The 15,409-nt window shown below is 63.9% G+C and carries 12 protein-coding genes and 1 pseudogene; 6 read left to right on the top strand and 7 right to left on the bottom strand.

Annotated elements, in window-relative coordinates:
- Nucleotides 1-54: 54 nt before the first annotated feature.
- The 3 genes and pseudogenes from J3E64_RS03295 to J3E64_RS03285 all read right to left on the bottom strand — a co-directional run bounded on the left by J3E64_RS03295 (nucleotide 55) and on the right by J3E64_RS03285 (nucleotide 4,468).
- Nucleotides 55-2,831: pseudogene (locus J3E64_RS03295) on the bottom strand (TonB-dependent receptor).
- Nucleotides 2,832-2,958: 127 nt separating this feature from the next.
- Nucleotides 2,959-3,663, bottom strand: coding sequence for a 2OG-Fe(II) oxygenase (locus J3E64_RS03290; protein WP_253339722.1), 705 nt, complete (start codon nucleotides 3,661-3,663; stop codon nucleotides 2,959-2,961).
- Nucleotides 3,664-3,697: 34 nt separating this feature from the next.
- Nucleotides 3,698-4,468 carry a class I SAM-dependent methyltransferase gene (locus J3E64_RS03285; RefSeq protein WP_253339720.1) on the bottom strand — a complete coding sequence of 257 codons (771 nt, stop codon included), beginning with the start codon at nucleotides 4,466-4,468 and terminating at the stop codon, nucleotides 3,698-3,700.
- Between the two features lie 119 nt (nucleotides 4,469-4,587).
- On the opposite strand from J3E64_RS03285, the gene pip reads away from it, so the two are divergent.
- The 3 genes from pip (at nucleotide 4,588) to J3E64_RS03270 (ending at nucleotide 7,828) form a co-directional block, all read left to right on the top strand.
- Nucleotides 4,588-5,541: a prolyl aminopeptidase gene (gene pip / locus J3E64_RS03280; protein WP_253339718.1), complete on the top strand. Its 954-nt coding sequence runs from the start codon at nucleotides 4,588-4,590 to the stop codon at nucleotides 5,539-5,541.
- 2 nt (nucleotides 5,542-5,543) lie between these two features.
- The gene (locus tag J3E64_RS03275; RefSeq protein WP_253339716.1) at nucleotides 5,544-5,870 is read left to right on the top strand and encodes a hypothetical protein; all 327 of its coding nucleotides are present in this window, start codon (nucleotides 5,544-5,546) and stop codon (nucleotides 5,868-5,870) included.
- Nucleotides 5,871-6,316: 446 nt separating this feature from the next.
- The gene (locus J3E64_RS03270) at nucleotides 6,317-7,828 is read left to right on the top strand and encodes a glycosyl hydrolase (protein ID WP_253339714.1); all 1,512 of its coding nucleotides are present in this window, start codon (nucleotides 6,317-6,319) and stop codon (nucleotides 7,826-7,828) included.
- 133 nt (nucleotides 7,829-7,961) lie between these two features.
- On the opposite strand, the gene uvrB is transcribed toward J3E64_RS03270, so the two are convergent.
- Nucleotides 7,962-10,145 carry an excinuclease ABC subunit UvrB gene (gene uvrB / locus J3E64_RS03265; RefSeq protein WP_253339712.1) on the bottom strand — a complete coding sequence of 728 codons (2,184 nt, stop codon included), beginning with the start codon at nucleotides 10,143-10,145 and terminating at the stop codon, nucleotides 7,962-7,964.
- A 72-nt stretch (nucleotides 10,146-10,217) separates the two neighbouring features.
- Between uvrB and J3E64_RS03260 the strand changes: the two genes are divergently transcribed.
- The 3 genes from J3E64_RS03260 (at nucleotide 10,218) to J3E64_RS03250 (ending at nucleotide 11,643) form a co-directional block, all read left to right on the top strand.
- Entirely contained in the window at nucleotides 10,218-10,778 is a 561-nt protein-coding gene (locus tag J3E64_RS03260; RefSeq protein ID WP_253339710.1) for a DUF3617 domain-containing protein, read from the top strand.
- 12 nt (nucleotides 10,779-10,790) lie between these two features.
- Complete coding sequence (locus J3E64_RS03255) at nucleotides 10,791-11,066, top strand: HNH endonuclease (protein ID WP_253339708.1); 276 nt, start codon at nucleotides 10,791-10,793, stop codon at nucleotides 11,064-11,066.
- Between the two features lie 79 nt (nucleotides 11,067-11,145).
- Nucleotides 11,146-11,643, top strand: a complete 498-nt coding sequence (locus J3E64_RS03250; RefSeq protein WP_253339706.1) for a DUF3617 domain-containing protein — start codon at nucleotides 11,146-11,148, stop codon at nucleotides 11,641-11,643.
- Nucleotides 11,644-11,717: 74 nt separating this feature from the next.
- On the opposite strand, the gene J3E64_RS03245 is transcribed toward J3E64_RS03250, so the two are convergent.
- The 3 genes from J3E64_RS03245 to J3E64_RS03235 all read right to left on the bottom strand — a co-directional run bounded on the left by J3E64_RS03245 (nucleotide 11,718) and on the right by J3E64_RS03235 (nucleotide 15,391).
- Entirely contained in the window at nucleotides 11,718-12,935 is a 1,218-nt protein-coding gene (locus J3E64_RS03245) for an MBL fold metallo-hydrolase (protein ID WP_253339704.1), read from the bottom strand.
- Between the two features lie 78 nt (nucleotides 12,936-13,013).
- Complete coding sequence (locus tag J3E64_RS03240; RefSeq protein ID WP_253340249.1) at nucleotides 13,014-14,375, bottom strand: methyl-accepting chemotaxis protein; 1,362 nt, start codon at nucleotides 14,373-14,375, stop codon at nucleotides 13,014-13,016.
- A gap of 98 nt (nucleotides 14,376-14,473) precedes the next feature.
- A complete protein-coding gene (locus tag J3E64_RS03235) occupies nucleotides 14,474-15,391 on the bottom strand; it encodes a DMT family transporter (RefSeq protein ID WP_253339697.1) in 918 nt (305 codons plus the stop codon).
- Nucleotides 15,392-15,409: the final 18 nt, after the last annotated feature.

The raw sequence follows: 15,409 nt of genomic DNA, 5'->3' as shown, positions 1-15,409 counted from the left end.
ATGAACATCATAACGACCCGAAGGCGGAGGGGTTTAGGCGTGGCTAACATGCATTTAACCACGCCTCGGGAATGCCGGTGAAAACAGCTTGCGAAAGCTGACCGAAATGCTCCTGCCCAGCGGATCGAGATAGCCCTGCTGATAGCGAAGCGGGGTCGATCCGCTGGCGTCGCGCACCTCGCGCCGCGTATTGAAGATATTGTCGATACCGATTGATACCCGCGATCCACGCAGGAACGGCACATTCTTCACCAGGCTGGGCATCTGCCCCAGATTCGCGAACACGCGCAGATTTGCGGTGGCAAGGCTGCCGAAGTCCAGCCGCGATGCGCCACCCAGCGCACCGTCCACATGGGTGCCGCTTTCCCAGTCGATGCCCAGCCTCGCGCCGATCCCGTTGTTCATATAGCCGAACCGCGCCTTGATCTCATGGCGGGGCTGGCCTCCCGACGATCCGGTTGCGTCGCCATCCAGCAGGTCCAGTTCCGGCACGCCGGGCGCGATCAGGATGGTCTCGGCCAAATGCCACATATGGTAGAGGCTGACCGTTATACGGCCGCCGCCCTGTCCTCCGCGCCCGCCGCCAAAGCCACCGCCGCGCGGGCGTCCACCGCCCCGTTCGCCGCGCCTGGCGTCATCGCCCCCTCCGGCGGCGCGGGGTCCGCCTTCCTGTCCGTCGCGTGGCCGGTTGCGGGCGAAGGCGGCCCGGATGTCGTCCAGTTCCCTGGGTCGCTCCTCCGGCTTCGCACCGGCCGCGCGCCACGCCTCTATCACCTTCTGGATATGCGACTTGATCGGGATCGACAGGTCGAACCCCCAGCGCAGTTCCTCGCTTTGCGATCGCAGGAAATTGACCGGCCGCGCATCAATCTGGATCAAGTTGCCGTCCTCGTCGCGCAGGAAGCGCTGGGGAAAGGCGGCCTCCAGGTCGGGCGTCGGCGTCGGGAAGGCGGCGATCGGGTTGCGTGTCCGGCTGTTCAGATAATTGGCGGTCAGCGTCAGGTTCGGTTTGTCGAACGGCTTGATCGTCGCGCCCAGCCGGAACTGGTCGCGCACGCTTTCGCGCAGGTCCGCATTGCCGCCGGACAATTGCGTCACGAACACGCTCTGCCCGGTCGCATAATCGAACACCGACATATTCGGCGTCGCCACCAGAGGATCGGTGATTTGCGCGCCGGTCGGCGCCGCGCGGTCCTGATTGGCGGACACAAGTATCTGCACCGCCGTCACCGGTTGCCATCGTAGCCCGTATCCCAGCGTGGAAAGCATGCCGAAATCCGAATAATGCTGGGCCGCCGCGTTCAGGTTTACGCCAATGTCCCCGACCGCGCCCAGCACCCCCTTGGACCGGCTGGTCAGCGGCAGGTCCAGGCTGACCTGTCCGCTTGCGATCTCGCGATTATAATGGCTGCGGCTATCCACGCCGGATCGGGTCGAGCGGCTCTCGAAACCGTTGGCGGACGCGCCGACGCGCACCGAAGTAGTGACCGCGCCTGCCGGCAGGTCGAACAGCGATCCGCTGACCAGCAGGTCGCCGCCGATCGCTTGCGATCTGGCGCGGGCGCTGTCGATGGTCCTGACGCCGGTCAGCCCGCCATCGAAGATCCCATAGGGATTGATGCCCGGATCGCCCGCGTCCAGCGCCGCCTGGATCGCGCCGATGTCGATGCCGCGATCCGTGCGGGTGCGCGTGATCGAAATATCGCCATTGCCGGTGAACGACCATTGCCAGGTCCTGCTGATCTGGCCGTTCAGCGTCACGCCGATATGGCCGGTCGTGCCGCGCACCTGTTGTCCCAATGCCCCGCCCTGCGCCAGATAGCGGTAAAGCGTGACGTTGTCGGCAAAGGGGGAAAAGGGGCTGCCTTCAGGAAGGGTGAAGGCGGCGGCCGACAGGCCTTGCAGCGAATCGCTGTCGGACAATGCCAGCCGCCCGTTGATGGTCGCCGACACGCCGACACGCCGCCCAGCGCGCGGGCGAGGGTGGCGTTGGCGACGAAATTTTCGGTCGCGGGACTGAGCGTGCGATAGTCCGTCAGATCGCTGACATCCGTCCTGTTCGCACCGGCGACGAAATCCGACAAGGCCGGCAGGTTGGCGGCGGCACTTGCCGGCACGGATGCAACCGTTACCGTCTGCCCCGCCAAGGCGGACAGGGCTGGATCGATCTCTGTGCCGCGTTGTGCGGCGGTGATATTGCCGCCCAAGGCGTAGGGGCGGTTAGGGCCGGTAGGGATGATCGAGCGCTGGCTTTCCAGCAGATGCGCGGCGCGGCCATATTCCAGGTTCACCGTGAAGCGATTGTCGCCACGGATGCGCAGCAGACCGGCTTCCGCCTGACCGTTCTCGCGGCCGCCTTCGGTGGTCGTGCCCAGCTTCAGCTCGCCCGTTTCGGCGCGGAAACGCTGACGCAGGACGATGTTCATCACCTTCTGCGTCGGCGCATAGCCATAGCTGAGCGCGACCTGCTCGGGCAGGATGTCGACGCGCGCGATCGCTTCCGACGGGATGTCCTGAATTTCCGAGAAGCTCGATATGCGCTTGCCGTTCAACAGCAGGATCGGCGTGCCGTTGGTCTGGGGCGACAATTCGCTGACTAGTTCGGCGATTGATGTCACGCCCAACGCGCGCACGTCGGCCGGCGAAAGCATCTGTTCGGGCTGGACGTTCCCGATCACCGCGCCGCGCAAGGGCTGGCCGGTGACGATGATCTCGTCACCTTCCTCCGTTTGCACGGGCGGGGCCTCTCGCCGGTCTTCCTGGGCAAAAAGGGCGCCGGGCGCGGCTCCCGCCAACAGAGGCAACAATATGATGAATGCGGATCGGCGCACGAAAACCCCCTGAGACCCTATCGATGATGCGGAACGGACTAGCGGCCATATGTCGCAAGTTTTTGGCACGCGCAGCGCCAATTTGTCGCAAGATGTAGCGGGCGGGGCTGAACCGGGCCTTGCCGGGTCAGGCGGCGTCGTGAAAAATCAGTCCCAGCACGAAGCGCGTGCCGGACAGCAGGCGGCTGACGCCGTGGCGCAACTGCACGCGATGCACGCCGCGCGTGCCTCTGGCGGGACGCTCGCGTACCGGGAACAGCACGGCATCGCCGCGTTCCAGCGGAACCACTTCCGGCCGGGACTGCATGCGCGGCCGCTGCTCTGTCAGGACGAAGGCGCCGCCGGTGAAATCCTCGCCCGGCTGCGACAGCAGGATGGCGGCCTGAAGCGGAAAGACATGGGGGCCGTAGACGTCCTGGTGCAGCGCGTTCCAGTCCCCGGCCTCGTACCGCAGCAGCAGCGGGGTGGGCTTGTCCTGCCCGCCCAGCGCGCATCGCGCCAGGAAATCGGCATGGCGTTCCGGATAGATGTTGTCGGTGCCCAGCATCGCTGCCCAGCGATTGGCGACGGCGGCCAGTTCCGGATAGAGCGTCGCGCGCAATGCCGCCACGGGCTCCGGCAACGGATAGGCGAAATAGCGATAGCGCCCGCTGCCATAGCCATGGCGCGCCATCACCACTTCCTTGCGGAACAGGGCAGGATCGTCCCACAGGGCGGTCATCGCAGCGCATTGATCGGGCGTCAGCAAGGCGGGCAGGCGCATGGCGCCGTGGCGGTCCAGATCATCCAGGGTCATGGGAGTGACGATGGCAGCGGACAGGGCGCGCGTCATCCCGCGCCTTGCGCTCAAATCCCGCGACCGGCGCTCATTCCAGCGGCTTGCGGAAGCGGTAGAGGAAACGGTCGGTCTTGCCGCGAATTGCGGGGTCGAACACCAGCTTGCTGTGATCGTCCGCCGGATTGGCGAGGAGCGGGCTTTCCGCTTCCAGCACGAATCCGGCGGCGGCGAAATCGGCCTTCACGACGGCGGGGTCGATGCGATGCAAGGCGTCGACGATCGCGCGGGTGTCCCCCGGTGCGCCGACATGGTCGATGATGCCGACAATGCCGCCCGGCCGGGTGGCGGCGTAGAGCGCCGCGACGAAAGCAGCCGGATCGCTGCGGGGAATACCGAACTTGTCCGACTGCCAGTAGATGTCATGGTAGCTCAGGTTGATGATGGTGAAGTCGAAGCTGCTGGCCGGGGCGCTGAATGCCTCGAACGGATAGCGGACCCAGTCGATGTCGGGATGGCTGGCGACGATTGCTTTCCACTTTTCCTGTTCGTCCGGCTTGGTGTAGAACTGGTCGGGTTCGAACGCCGTGACCTTGCCCGCCGGCCCGACCGCATCGGCCATGATTTCCGCCCAATAGCCCGATCCGGTCATGATGTCGGCCGCTTTCATGCCGCTTGCCAGGCCCAGGAAAGCGAGAGTTTCGGCCGGTTTGCGGCTTTCGTCCAGTGCTTTCGCCTCGTTCGGGCGCCTGGGATCGGCGAGCGCCGCGGCATAATCCGGTCTGGGTGGCGGCGGGGTGGTCGCGAGTGCCGGGGTCGACAGGATCAGGCCGGCGAGGCCGATGGCATGGACGAAGCGCATATAGGAAGTCCCCCCTTGGCGAAGGCGCCGATGGTGCGCCACCCGCGCGCAAGGTTCAATGCCGATCATCGATCCGCCAAGTCGCTGGTCGAAAGCATGGGGGCTGCTAGAAGGAGGCGATGCGCACGCTGTACCCACCGATCGAATCCTTCGCGTCCGGCCATCTCAACGTGGAGGACGGCCACCATATCTATTGGGAACGTGCCGGAACGCCGGGCGCCAAGCCGGCGGTATTCCTGCATGGCGGCCCCGGTGGCGGCATTGCGCCCGACCATCGGCGCCTGTTCGACCCGGCGCGCTATGACGTGTTGCTGTTCGACCAGCGCGGTTGCGGTCGCTCCACGCCACATGCCGGGCTGGAGGCGAACACCACCTGGCATCTGGTCGCCGACATCGAACGGCTGCGGGAGATGATGGGCGTCGAGCAGTGGCTGGTGTTCGGCGGCAGCTGGGGCTCGACCCTCGCACTTGCCTATGCCCAGACCCATCCCGATCGGGTGACCGAACTGGTGTTGCGCGGCATCTTCACCATCCGCGCCAGGGAGATCGACTGGTATTATCAGCAAGGTGCGAGCCGGATCTATCCCGACAAGTGGGAACGCTTCGTCGCCCCGATAGCCGAAGCGGAGCGCGCCGACCTGCTCCATGCCTATCGCCGCATCCTGACCGGCGACGACCGCGCCAAGCAGATCGCCGCCGCCAAGGCATGGAGCCTGTGGGAGGGCGAAACCATCCGCCTGCTGCCGGACGAAGGGCTTTCCGCGACCCACGAAGCCGATGATTTCGCGCTGGCCTTCGCCCGCATCGAAAATCATTATTTCGTTCATGGCGGCTGGCTGGACGAAGGGCAATTGATCCGCGACGCGGGCAAGCTGGCGGCCATTCCCGGCGTCATCGTGCAGGGCCGCTATGACATGGCCTGTCCGGCGGAAACCGCGTGGGAACTGCACCGGGCATGGCCGCAGGCGCGGTTCGAAATGATCGAAGGTGCGGGCCATGCGTTCAACGAACCGGGCATATTGGACGCACTCATCCGGGCGACGGACGGGTTTGCGGTGAAGGCGAAAGGATAGGGATGCGCAAATTGATGGTGCTGGCCGGGGTGTTCGCCCTGATGGCCTGCGGGGACAGCGGCGAGCAGATCAGCGCGGTCGACAATCGGGCGGTTCCCGAAACAGGCGCAGCGGCCAAGGTCGCCAAGCTGGATGAAGGGCAGCGCAACGGGGTGTTGGAACGTGCCGTGCGGGCGTCGGGGGCAGCGTGTCCGGAAGTGATCCGATCGGAACGGATCGAGATACGCCCCGGCGTCAGCGGCTGGAAAGCAGAGTGCAGCAACAGCAGCGCGCATCTGGTGGAGATTCAGGCGGACGGGACGGCGAACGTCACCAGCCGGACCCACTGATCAAGGAAGAAGCGGGGCACGGAAACGGGGGTTTTCCGCCGAAGTTCATACCATATGCGCGCGCGCGCCCGCCTGCGCGTAAGCTATCGGGTGGACGGTTCAAGGAATGGCGAGGGATAGGCTCGCCGGGGTCGAATAGGACAGGTTTTGTTGCAGGAATAGGATGCTTTTCGGGAAGCCTGTGGCCCTTGGGTTACGCGTGGTTCGCGGACAGCTCGGCTGGAAACGATCAGTTTGGGACATTTAGGTGAGTCCCCAGCGGGTCACCATCTCGCCCAAAACATGCCGTTGGCTATCGCAACATTGCTTCCATGCCCGACGAGCTTTTAATTGACCGAATGCGTGCGATTATGATTTACTGGCAATCAAGGTAGGTCACCACAAAGATCGCATGGGTGCCCAGAATAGCAATGTGCCGGCATCCGCCGGTTACTCGGAGAGATCGCTTGAATCGAACGGACAAACTGACCCGTCGTGAGTTCGCGGCCTTGAGCGGCGCTTTGGGGGCAGCGGCAATCGTACCCGGTGCGCTGGCTCAAACCGAAACCGAACGGGTCGACATCGACGTTCGCAAGGTCAGCGGGTCGCTGAATCATATCTGGTCCGAGACGATGGGATCGGACAGGGCCGCGATCACGTTGCGCGAGGCCTGGCGCAAGGATCTGGAGCGTTGCAAAAACGAAATCGGCCTCAAGCGGGTCCGCTTCCACGGCATCTTCAACGACGAACTGGGGGTGGGTTTCAACGGCAATTTCCAGAACGTCAATGCCGTCTATGACGGGCTGCTGGACCGGGGCGTGCAGCCTTTCGTCGAACTCAGCTTCATGCCGCGCAGTATCGCTAGTGGGACGAAGGAGTTCGGCTTCTATCGAGCGAATGTGACCCCGCCCAAATCCATGGAAAATTGGACCGGGCTCGTGGATAAGTTCGTCCGCAACCTCATCCAGCGCTACGGCGCCGCCGAAGTGCGGCAATGGTATTTCGAGGTGTGGAACGAGCCCAATCTCAACCCGCCGTTCTGGACCGGCACGCAGGAGGACTATTTTGCGCTTTACAAGGCCACTGCGGCAACGGTGAAGAGCGTCGATCCGAGCCTCAGAACGGGTGGCCCGGCAAGCTCCGCGGTGCAATGGCTGCCGCAGTTCCTCGATTACTGCGCGCGCAACGACGCGCCTGTCGATTTCGTATCGACCCACATCTATCCGGGCGACGATCAGGCGATGATTTTCGGGCAGGCGAACAAGTTCAAACAATATGATGTCGTGCCTGCCGCCGTGGCACAGGCGCGCGCGCAGATTGATGCGTCCAGGTTCAAGGGCACCGAACTGTGGCTCAATGAGTGGTCGTCAGACAGCCCTGCGATGATCGCGCACGCCATCGTCAACAGCCTTCCGCATTGCCAGGCGATGGGCCAGTGGCAAATCAGCGGCGAGTATGAGGAAATCATGGTGGCGCCCTGGATCTTCAAGGAAGGGCAGAACGGGTGGGGCATTCTCGCTCGCGGCAGTGTGGCCAAGCCGGAGTTCAATACTTACAAGCTCCTCAATCGTCTCGGCAATCGCCGTCTGGCCGCCACCGGGCCGGCCCTCGCTTCGCAGCGCGATGGCGGCGGGTTCGCGGCACTTGTGTGGAACCTGGCCGATGTCCAGCAGGCGCCGGGCATTCCCGGAGCGAGCAGCAAGCGTTTAGTCTTAGGCACCCGGAAGGTGATCACGGTTCGTTTGCGCGGCGCGCAGCCAGGTCAACAGGTCAAAGTCAGCTACGTGGACCTGGAGCGCGGGTCACCCTATCCGATCTGGCGGTCGATGGGCTCGCCCAAATACCCGACGAGGGAACAAATGGACATGATCCGCAAGGCCGCAGAGATCGCTGCCCCCGAAAACCGTACGCTCAATGCGCGGGCTGAACTCCAGCTTGATCTGCCCGCAGAGGGCGTGGCGTTAGTTGAATCGGCATAAGACCGGACGTCTGGGCTCCCGACCTCTCGGCTGCATTGAATTGCAGAAAGTGGGCCTCACCGCCGCAGATGGTGCATAGATGCGGCAGGACCGCTTCCCACCCATCCCCGACCATAAGGGGTAAGGTGGACCGCTATCGCCCAAACTTCTTCTGCACCTTGCCGTAGCGCAATTTTCGGGTTCCGGGCTTGCCCTCGGTGGCCCGCCCCCTTGGCGCTGCGACCTGCTGGTCGGCGGGCAGGCCCAGTTCTTCGGCCTCCAGCTTGCGGATTTCGTCGCGGATGCGGCCGGCTTCCTCGAACTCCAGATCCGCCGCCGCGGCGCGCATCTTCTTTTCCAGATCCTCGATATAGGCGCGCAGGTTGTGGCCCACGAGGTGGGGCCGATCTTCCAGTCCGGTTTCGACCGTGACCTGATCCTTCGACGCGACATGGGCGATGATGTCGCCGATATTCTTCTTCACCGTTTGCGGCGTGATGCCATGTTCTTCATTATAGGCCATCTGTTTTTCGCGACGGCGCGAGGTTTCGTTGAGCGCCCGTTCCATGCTTCCCGTCACCCGGTCGGCATAGAGGATGACGCGGCCATCGACGTTACGCGCCGCGCGCCCAATCGTCTGGATCAGCGAGGTTTCGGAGCGCAGAAAACCCTCCTTGTCCGCATCCAATATCGCCACCAGTCCGCATTCGGGAATGTCCAGCCCTTCGCGCAGCAGGTTGATGCCGATCAGCACGTCATAGACGCCCAGCCGCAAATCGCGGATCAGCTCGATACGCTCCAGCGTCTCGACGTCGCTGTGCATGTAGCGGACCTTGATCCCCGCCTCATGCATGAACTCGGTCAGATCCTCCGCCATTCGCTTGGTGAGCGTGGTGACGAGCGTGCGGTATCCCTGCGCCGCGACCTTGCGGCATTCGTTGATGAGGTCGTCGACCTGATCCTCCACCGGCTTGATCTCGACCGGCGGGTCGATGAGTCCGGTGGGACGGATCACCTGTTCGGAGAAGGTGCCGCCGGTCTGCTCCATTTCCCACGTTCCCGGCGTCGCGGAGACGCTTACCGTCTGCGGCCGCATCGCGTCCCACTCGTTGAAGCGCAGCGGCCGGTTGTCGATGCAGCTTGGCAGGCGGAAGCCATATTCGGCGAGCGTGATCTTGCGCCGGTGGTCGCCCCGCGCCATCGCGCCGATCTGCGGCACGGTCTGGTGGCTTTCGTCCACGAACAGCAAGGCGTTTTCGGGGAGATATTCGAACAAGGTCGGCGGCGGTTCGCCCGGCAGACGGCCGGTCAGGAAGCGCGAATAATTCTCGATCCCTGCGCACGATCCCGTCGCCGCGATCATCTCCAGGTCGAAGTTGGTGCGCTGCTCCAGCCGCTGCGCCTCCAGCAGCTTGCCCTCGCTCGTCAGTTCCTTCAGCCGTTCGGCCAGCTCGAAGCGGATCGCCTCCATCGCCTGCTTGAGCGTCGGTCCCGGCGTCACATGGTGCGAATTGGGAAAGACCTTCACATAATCGAGGCTCGCAATCTTCTTGCCGGTCAGCGGGTCGAACTCGACGATCTCCTCGATCTCGTTGCCGAAGAAGCTGACCCGCCACGCCGTATCTTCATAGTGGGAGGGGAAAATCTCCAGATTATCCCCCTTCACCCGGAAATTGCCGCGGGCAAAGGCGGCGTCGTTGCGCTTATACTGGAGCGCCACCAGCTTGCGGATGATCTCCCGCTGGTCTTCGATCTGCCCCTTCTTCATCGCGAAGGTCATCGCCGAATAGGTTTCGACCGACCCGATGCCATAGAGGCAGGAGACGGATGCGACGATGATGACATCGTCCCGTTCCAGCAACGCGCGGGTGGCCGAGTGGCGCATCCGGTCGATGCTCTCGTTTACGCTCGATTCCTTTTCGATATAGGTGTCGGAGCGCGCCACATAGGCTTCGGGCTGATAATAGTCATAATAGCTGACGAAATATTCGACGGCATTTTCGGGAAAGAAGCTCTTGAACTCCCCGTAAAGCTGCGCGGCAAGAATCTTGTTGGGTGCCAGCACCAGGGCGGGCCGCTGCAACGCCTCTATCACCTTCGCCATGGTGAAGGTCTTGCCGGAGCCGGTGACGCCCAGCAGCACCTGATCCTTCTCGCCCTGCAACGCGGCATCCACCAGTTCGGCAATGGCGGCAGGCTGGTCGCCCGAGGGTTCATAGTCGCTGACTAGCCCGAACGGCCTGCCGCCCTCGCTCTTTTCCGGCCGCGCGGGGCGGTGGGGGACGAAGAATTCGCCGGTTTCCGGCTCATCGAGCGTGGTGCGGATTTGAATTGTCATCGCGCCTTGATATGGTCCTCGCAAAGACAGGTCGCAACCGTTGCATGCTCAAACAGGGGAAACACATCGGTCATGAGGACTGCCGCCACGATAATGATCGCCGCCACCATCATGCTCGCAGCCTGCGACAACACGCCCGACGCGACAAAGGGAGAAATCGCCGCGACCGACGCCATGAGCAAGGACGAGGTGAAGGCCGCCGTCGACAAGGTAAAACTGAAGCCTGGCCAGTGGGAAGGCCGTTTCACCGTTCAGGACATCGACCTGTCGAACATGCCCGGCGCGCCTGCCGGCATGGAAGAGCAGATGAAGCGCATGATGAGTCACGCATCGGTCACCTATTGCGTCACGCCGGAGGAGGCGGCCAATCCCGGCGCCGACATGTTCTCCGGACAGGATAACAAGAATTGCAAGTTCGCCGATTTTGCCGCCACAGGCGGCACGGTAAAGGGGCGTGTGTCGTGCAAGGGCGACGGCGGCAGCGTAATGAACGCCGCCATGTCGGGCAGCTACGCGCCTGACAGCTACACGATGGACATGGATATGAAGATGGAAGGCGGTCCGCAGGCGATGGCGATGAAGGCCCGGTCCGAAGGTAAATGGATCGGCGCGGAGTGCACGGCGGAACAATGATGCGGAGCGCGCATGGCCGAGCCTGATCGCTGCTGGCTGTGCGAACGGATATTGGGCGGGCGGGTGGAAAGGCATCATCCGCTGCCCCGCAGCCGGGGCGGACGCGACACCGTGCAGGTGCATCCCATCTGCCATCGCACCATCCACGCGACGCTGACCAATGCGCAGTTGGCGCACGGCTTTGCGGATGTGGCGAAAATACGGGCAGAGCCAGTCATCGCCCGTTTCCTTTCCTGGATCGCCGACAAACCGCCCGATTTCCATGCGCCGACGCGGAGCAGGCGATGAACGGGGCATTTCTTCCTTGCGCTTTTCCGTCCGGCGGTAGAGCCTTGCGTGGTTCCTTCGAGAGAACAGGGGAGAGGATATGCGACGGATGATATGTGCGGCCCTGCCGCTGCCGATGATGCTTGGCCTGGCTGCCTGCGGCGGTGAAACGGCTCCCGCGCCGCAGGAGGAAAAGCCGATCCTGCTCCAGGGCGGTCAGTGGGAAATCACCCGGAAGACGACCGGATACAATACGCCCGCTGTGACGCCCGAGGAATATCAGGAGGCCCTCAAGCAGGTCGGCGAGGACAAGGTCTGCCTGGCCGTCGACAAGGACGGCGTGCCCGACGCGACGACGCTCGCCGGGGACGAGGGCAAGGACTGCGTCTACAAGGACAAGATGTTGCGCAAGGGCCGGTTGATCGCCACGCTGTCATGCAAGGCGGGGAAGGGCACGTCGGAACTCGTGCTGGAGGGTAATTATACCGACGACACGATGACGCTGGGCACCACCATGACGAAGATGGTGGGCGGTCAGGCGGTGCTGCGCACCACCCATGACATGACGGCGCGGCGCGTGGGCGACTGTCCGGCGTAACAGGCCGGAGGCGGGGCTGACGACGGGTCGTCGGCCGCGCTTCTGCATATTGCTTCGGCGGTCGCGGCCGGCCCTTAATTCAGGGCGCGGATCGCGCGCTCGTCGCACCGTTTCGCCCCCGGCGTGACAGGGCTGACAGCGGGCACCGCCAGCGACTGGCCAATGCGCAGGGGGGCGAAGCGCTTGCGGTCTATCCCCTGGCAGCGTAGCGCCAGTTCCAGCATTTTCGGCGGCGTGTCCCATTGTTCGTAGGACAGTCGGAACGTGCCCCAATGGATCGGGATCGCGGTCGACGCGCCCAACCGCTTGAAAATCTCCACCGCCTGCAAGGGGCCGATGTGCGAATCCGACTGCATCTGCCCTTTCCAGAAGCGGAATGCACCGATCGGGATCAGCGCCAGCCGGATCGGCCCGAACCGGCGCGCTTCATAGGGCCAGCCCAGATCGCCGGCGCCTGTATCGCCTGCAAAGAAGATGTTGCCGGCGCGCGTCTCGATAAGGAAGCTGGACCATAATGCGCGGTTGCGATCGGTGCCCCAGCGGCTGCCCCAATGATGGTTGCGGGTCACATGGACGCGATAATCGGGGCAATGTTCATAATTGCCGCACTGGACCACCGCCTGAGGCGCCAGGCCGTTGAGCGCCGCGCCGGTGACGGACCCGCCCCAGTCGAGTGCGGTCGCGGGGATGCCGTGCGCCTTCAATATCGTGTCATTGCCCAGGCTGGTGACGATCTTTGGCCGGTCGCGCGCCCACAGGCGTTCCAGCGTCGGGATGTCCATATGGTCGTAGTGATTGTGGCTGATCACCACCAGGTCGATCTTCGGCAGGTCGTCGAAACGGATACCGGGCTCCGCGACGCGCCGCGGCCCCAGGGGCGGGAAGGGACTGGCATAGTCGGACCAGATCGGATCGGTCAGGATATTGAGCCCGGCGGCCTGCACCAGCACGGTTGCGTGGCCTACCCATGTCGCCGTCATGCCCCGCGGCGCGGCAAAGGGGGCGGGGCGGGCGGGCTTGACGGCGATCGCTTCGGGCCATGGGGGACGGTCGTCCGACCCCAGCAGCCATCGGGCGATGAAACCCTGCCTGCTGACGCCCGGAGGCGCGGGAAAATCGATCACGCCGTCAGGATTACGGAAATGGGCGCCGTCAAAATGGTCGCTGACAGATCCGCGATAATAGACGCGGTCGAGGAATGGCGGCACAATGGTGATCGCCAGGCAAAGAGCAATAACGAGGAACAGCAGGGTGACGAGGACGCCCCGGACGACAATGATGAGGCGGCCCATGCCTGCTCCCGCGAAAATGATGCCCCGGACATAGCGAGGATCGGCTTGTGGGCAAGGGTCGTTCGATCAGGAGTAGCGTCAGCCCTGGTCCCTGTAGGCCATTTGCAGGACGCCCCAGTGGCGGTTGCGTACGTGGATTGATGCTATCACTTGCTTCAGCAGGACGATGTCCCCTTGCGCGGTTGGCCGGCGATAGGCCTTGATGCAGAAAGGCTGGGTGATCTTGCACTGCTCGCGCGTGTCGGGGAAATCGAAGATAAGTCCCTGACGCGAATGTTCCGCATTCCAGTTATCGTCGCCTGGCCGTTGGGGCTTGGCGCGTTCCGGCATGGCAATCGCCCCATAAGCGTTGCGGTCGGTGAAGGTCATGCCGAACAGACCCTCGAAACTCCGCGCCATTTCCTGCCGCTCCCGCGCGATGGGCAGCATGACCGCCTGGATCGGATGGGTAAACTGCGCGGGGCTGCTGCCGGGAATGGGCGCATAATATTCGCTGAACACTTCCGCTTCGCTGATGCGCCCCTGTTCAATCGCGCGTTCGATGGCATTGGCGACGCATTCGGCGGTTTCCAGGCTGAAGCGGATGTAAGGGGAATCGGGAATGTCGACGCCGCTCTCCGCAAGATATTGCAGCAACAGGTTGGTGTCTTCGCTGGCGCTGGCGATCCGGCCGGACAGGCGTTGCAGCCCCCCGGCATTGTCGGTCGACGTGCTGGCCAGCGCCGCCAGCCCGGAGCGGATTTCGCCGGCCGATCCGACCATCGACGCGATCCGGTGAGCGACCGTTTCGCTGTTGTCGGACAGATCGTGCATCAGCGCTGCAAGCCGTTCGACCAGCGCCTCTATGTCGCGTGTGTCGGATTGGGCGGTGCGTGCCGTCTGCGCCCCCCGGGTGATGCTGTCGAGCATGCCGTCGGCTTCGCCGGTCAGCGCGGCGATGGACTTTTCGATTGTCTGGGTCGCGGCCGCAGTTTCCTGCGCCAGCTTTTTGACTTCGGCAGCGACGACCGCGAACCCGCGTCCGGCGTCGCCCGCGCGCGCGGCCTCGATGGTGGCATTTAGCGCAAGCAGGTTCGTCTGGCTGGCGATGCCGCTGATGACGCTGGTCACGTGCGCGACGGTCTTGAGCGCCTCTCCAAATCCGTCCAGCCGGTCATGGATGCGGCTGACCTGGGCGATAAGGTCGACAAAATTATGATTGGCCGCGGACAGCTGCCGGCCCGAATCATCGATGATGCCGCGGGCCGCGACCGCTTTGGCGCGCGCATCCTGACCGGCCAGAGATACGCTTTCGCCATCCTGCGACATCTGGGTTGCGGCGCCGCTGATCGCTTCGATCGTATGGGCCTGATGGGTCACGCGGTCGGCAAGTTCGCTGATGTCGGCCTGAAGGTCGAGCGTGCGGATGCCCAGGTCGCCCGAAAGGCGGGCAACTTTCATCACAGCTTTGGCGATCATGTCGTTTTGCGCGTCCCTCATGACGAGTGAGCGTTATCCACACGTGGTAAATTATGCGTTAGCGGCGCGCCCCGCTTGCCTCAAAATGCGCCGAGCAGCGCCAATATGACGCCGGTCACGACCAGCATCAGGCCAACGGCCTCGCTGCGTTGCATCATTTCTTTCAGGTAGAAATGGCCGAATGCCATCGTGAAGGCGACTTCGACCTGTCCCACGATTCGCACCAGTGCCACCGGCGCGGTCGCGAATCCGGTGAACCAGCAGGCCGAACCCAGCGCCGAAAGCAGCCCGACCTGCCCGGAAATGCGCCAGCTCGCCAGCACGCGCCGCATTTCCGTCGGTTCGCGCCACAACAGCCAACCGCCCTGCATCGCCGTCTGCATCGGCACCGTCGCCGCCAGCACGATCAACGCCGCCAGCACGTGATCGCTCGTGTCGACAGACTGGGTCGCGCGGCGGATGGCGACGGCGGTCAGGGCAAAGAAGAATCCCGAAGCGATGCCGGTGATGGCCGCAGGCTGTCCCAGGGCGCGCAGGAAATCCGCCGGTGCCATGCGCCGCCCCCCGGTAGACAGCAACATGACGCCGGCCACGCCGCATCCGATACCGGCCCAGGCCAGCGGCGTCAGCCGTTCGCCCAGCAGCAGGAAGGACAATATCGCACCCTGCACCGCCTCCGTCTTGGAATAGGCAGTGCCGACGACGAAATTGCGGTGCCGGAATGCGCTGATCAACAGGTTGGTGGCGATGATCTGCGCCAGTCCGCCGGCGGCGCAAAACAGCGGGAAGAGCGGCCCGATGCCCGGCCATGGTGCGGGCAAGGCCAGCCGGTACCCCGCCAGCAGGGCCAAAGTGAAGGGCAGGCCGTAGAGATAACGCACCAGCCCCGCGCCGTTCAGGGACAGGCTGTCGCTGACCCTGCGCTGAATCGCCGTGCGCCACGCCTGAACCGCGCCGGCGATCAGTGTCGCGGGCAACCAGATGGGGGACGTGATCATGGGCGCCCTCTTAACGGG

The organism is Sphingobium sp. OAS761 (assembly GCF_024168485.1).
Lineage (GTDB): Bacteria > Pseudomonadota > Alphaproteobacteria > Sphingomonadales > Sphingomonadaceae > Sphingobium.
The sequence above is the reverse complement of the archived record's forward strand: the minus strand, read 5'-3'. Positions and strand labels throughout refer to the sequence as shown.

What these genes read in the sequence shown, in the direction of transcription:
- J3E64_RS03290 (WP_253339722.1), bottom strand. Translation starts at nt 3,663, where the DNA reads ATGACGCGCGCCCTGTCCGCTGCCATCGTCACTCCCATGACCCTGGAT.
- J3E64_RS03285 (WP_253339720.1), bottom strand. Translation starts at nt 4,468, where the DNA reads ATGCGCTTCGTCCATGCCATCGGCCTCGCCGGCCTGATCCTGTCGACC.
- pip (WP_253339718.1), top strand. Translation starts at nt 4,588, where the DNA reads ATGCGCACGCTGTACCCACCGATCGAATCCTTCGCGTCCGGCCATCTC.
- J3E64_RS03275 (WP_253339716.1), top strand. Translation starts at nt 5,544, where the DNA reads ATGCGCAAATTGATGGTGCTGGCCGGGGTGTTCGCCCTGATGGCCTGC.
- uvrB (WP_253339712.1), bottom strand. Translation starts at nt 10,145, where the DNA reads ATGACAATTCAAATCCGCACCACGCTCGATGAGCCGGAAACCGGCGAA.
- J3E64_RS03260 (WP_253339710.1), top strand. Translation starts at nt 10,218, where the DNA reads ATGAGGACTGCCGCCACGATAATGATCGCCGCCACCATCATGCTCGCA.
- J3E64_RS03255 (WP_253339708.1), top strand. Translation starts at nt 10,791, where the DNA reads ATGGCCGAGCCTGATCGCTGCTGGCTGTGCGAACGGATATTGGGCGGG.
- J3E64_RS03250 (WP_253339706.1), top strand. Translation starts at nt 11,146, where the DNA reads ATGCGACGGATGATATGTGCGGCCCTGCCGCTGCCGATGATGCTTGGC.
- J3E64_RS03245 (WP_253339704.1), bottom strand. Translation starts at nt 12,935, where the DNA reads ATGGGCCGCCTCATCATTGTCGTCCGGGGCGTCCTCGTCACCCTGCTG.
- J3E64_RS03240 (WP_253340249.1), bottom strand. Translation starts at nt 14,375, where the DNA reads ATGAAAGTTGCCCGCCTTTCGGGCGACCTGGGCATCCGCACGCTCGAC.
- J3E64_RS03235 (WP_253339697.1), bottom strand. Translation starts at nt 15,391, where the DNA reads ATGATCACGTCCCCCATCTGGTTGCCCGCGACACTGATCGCCGGCGCG.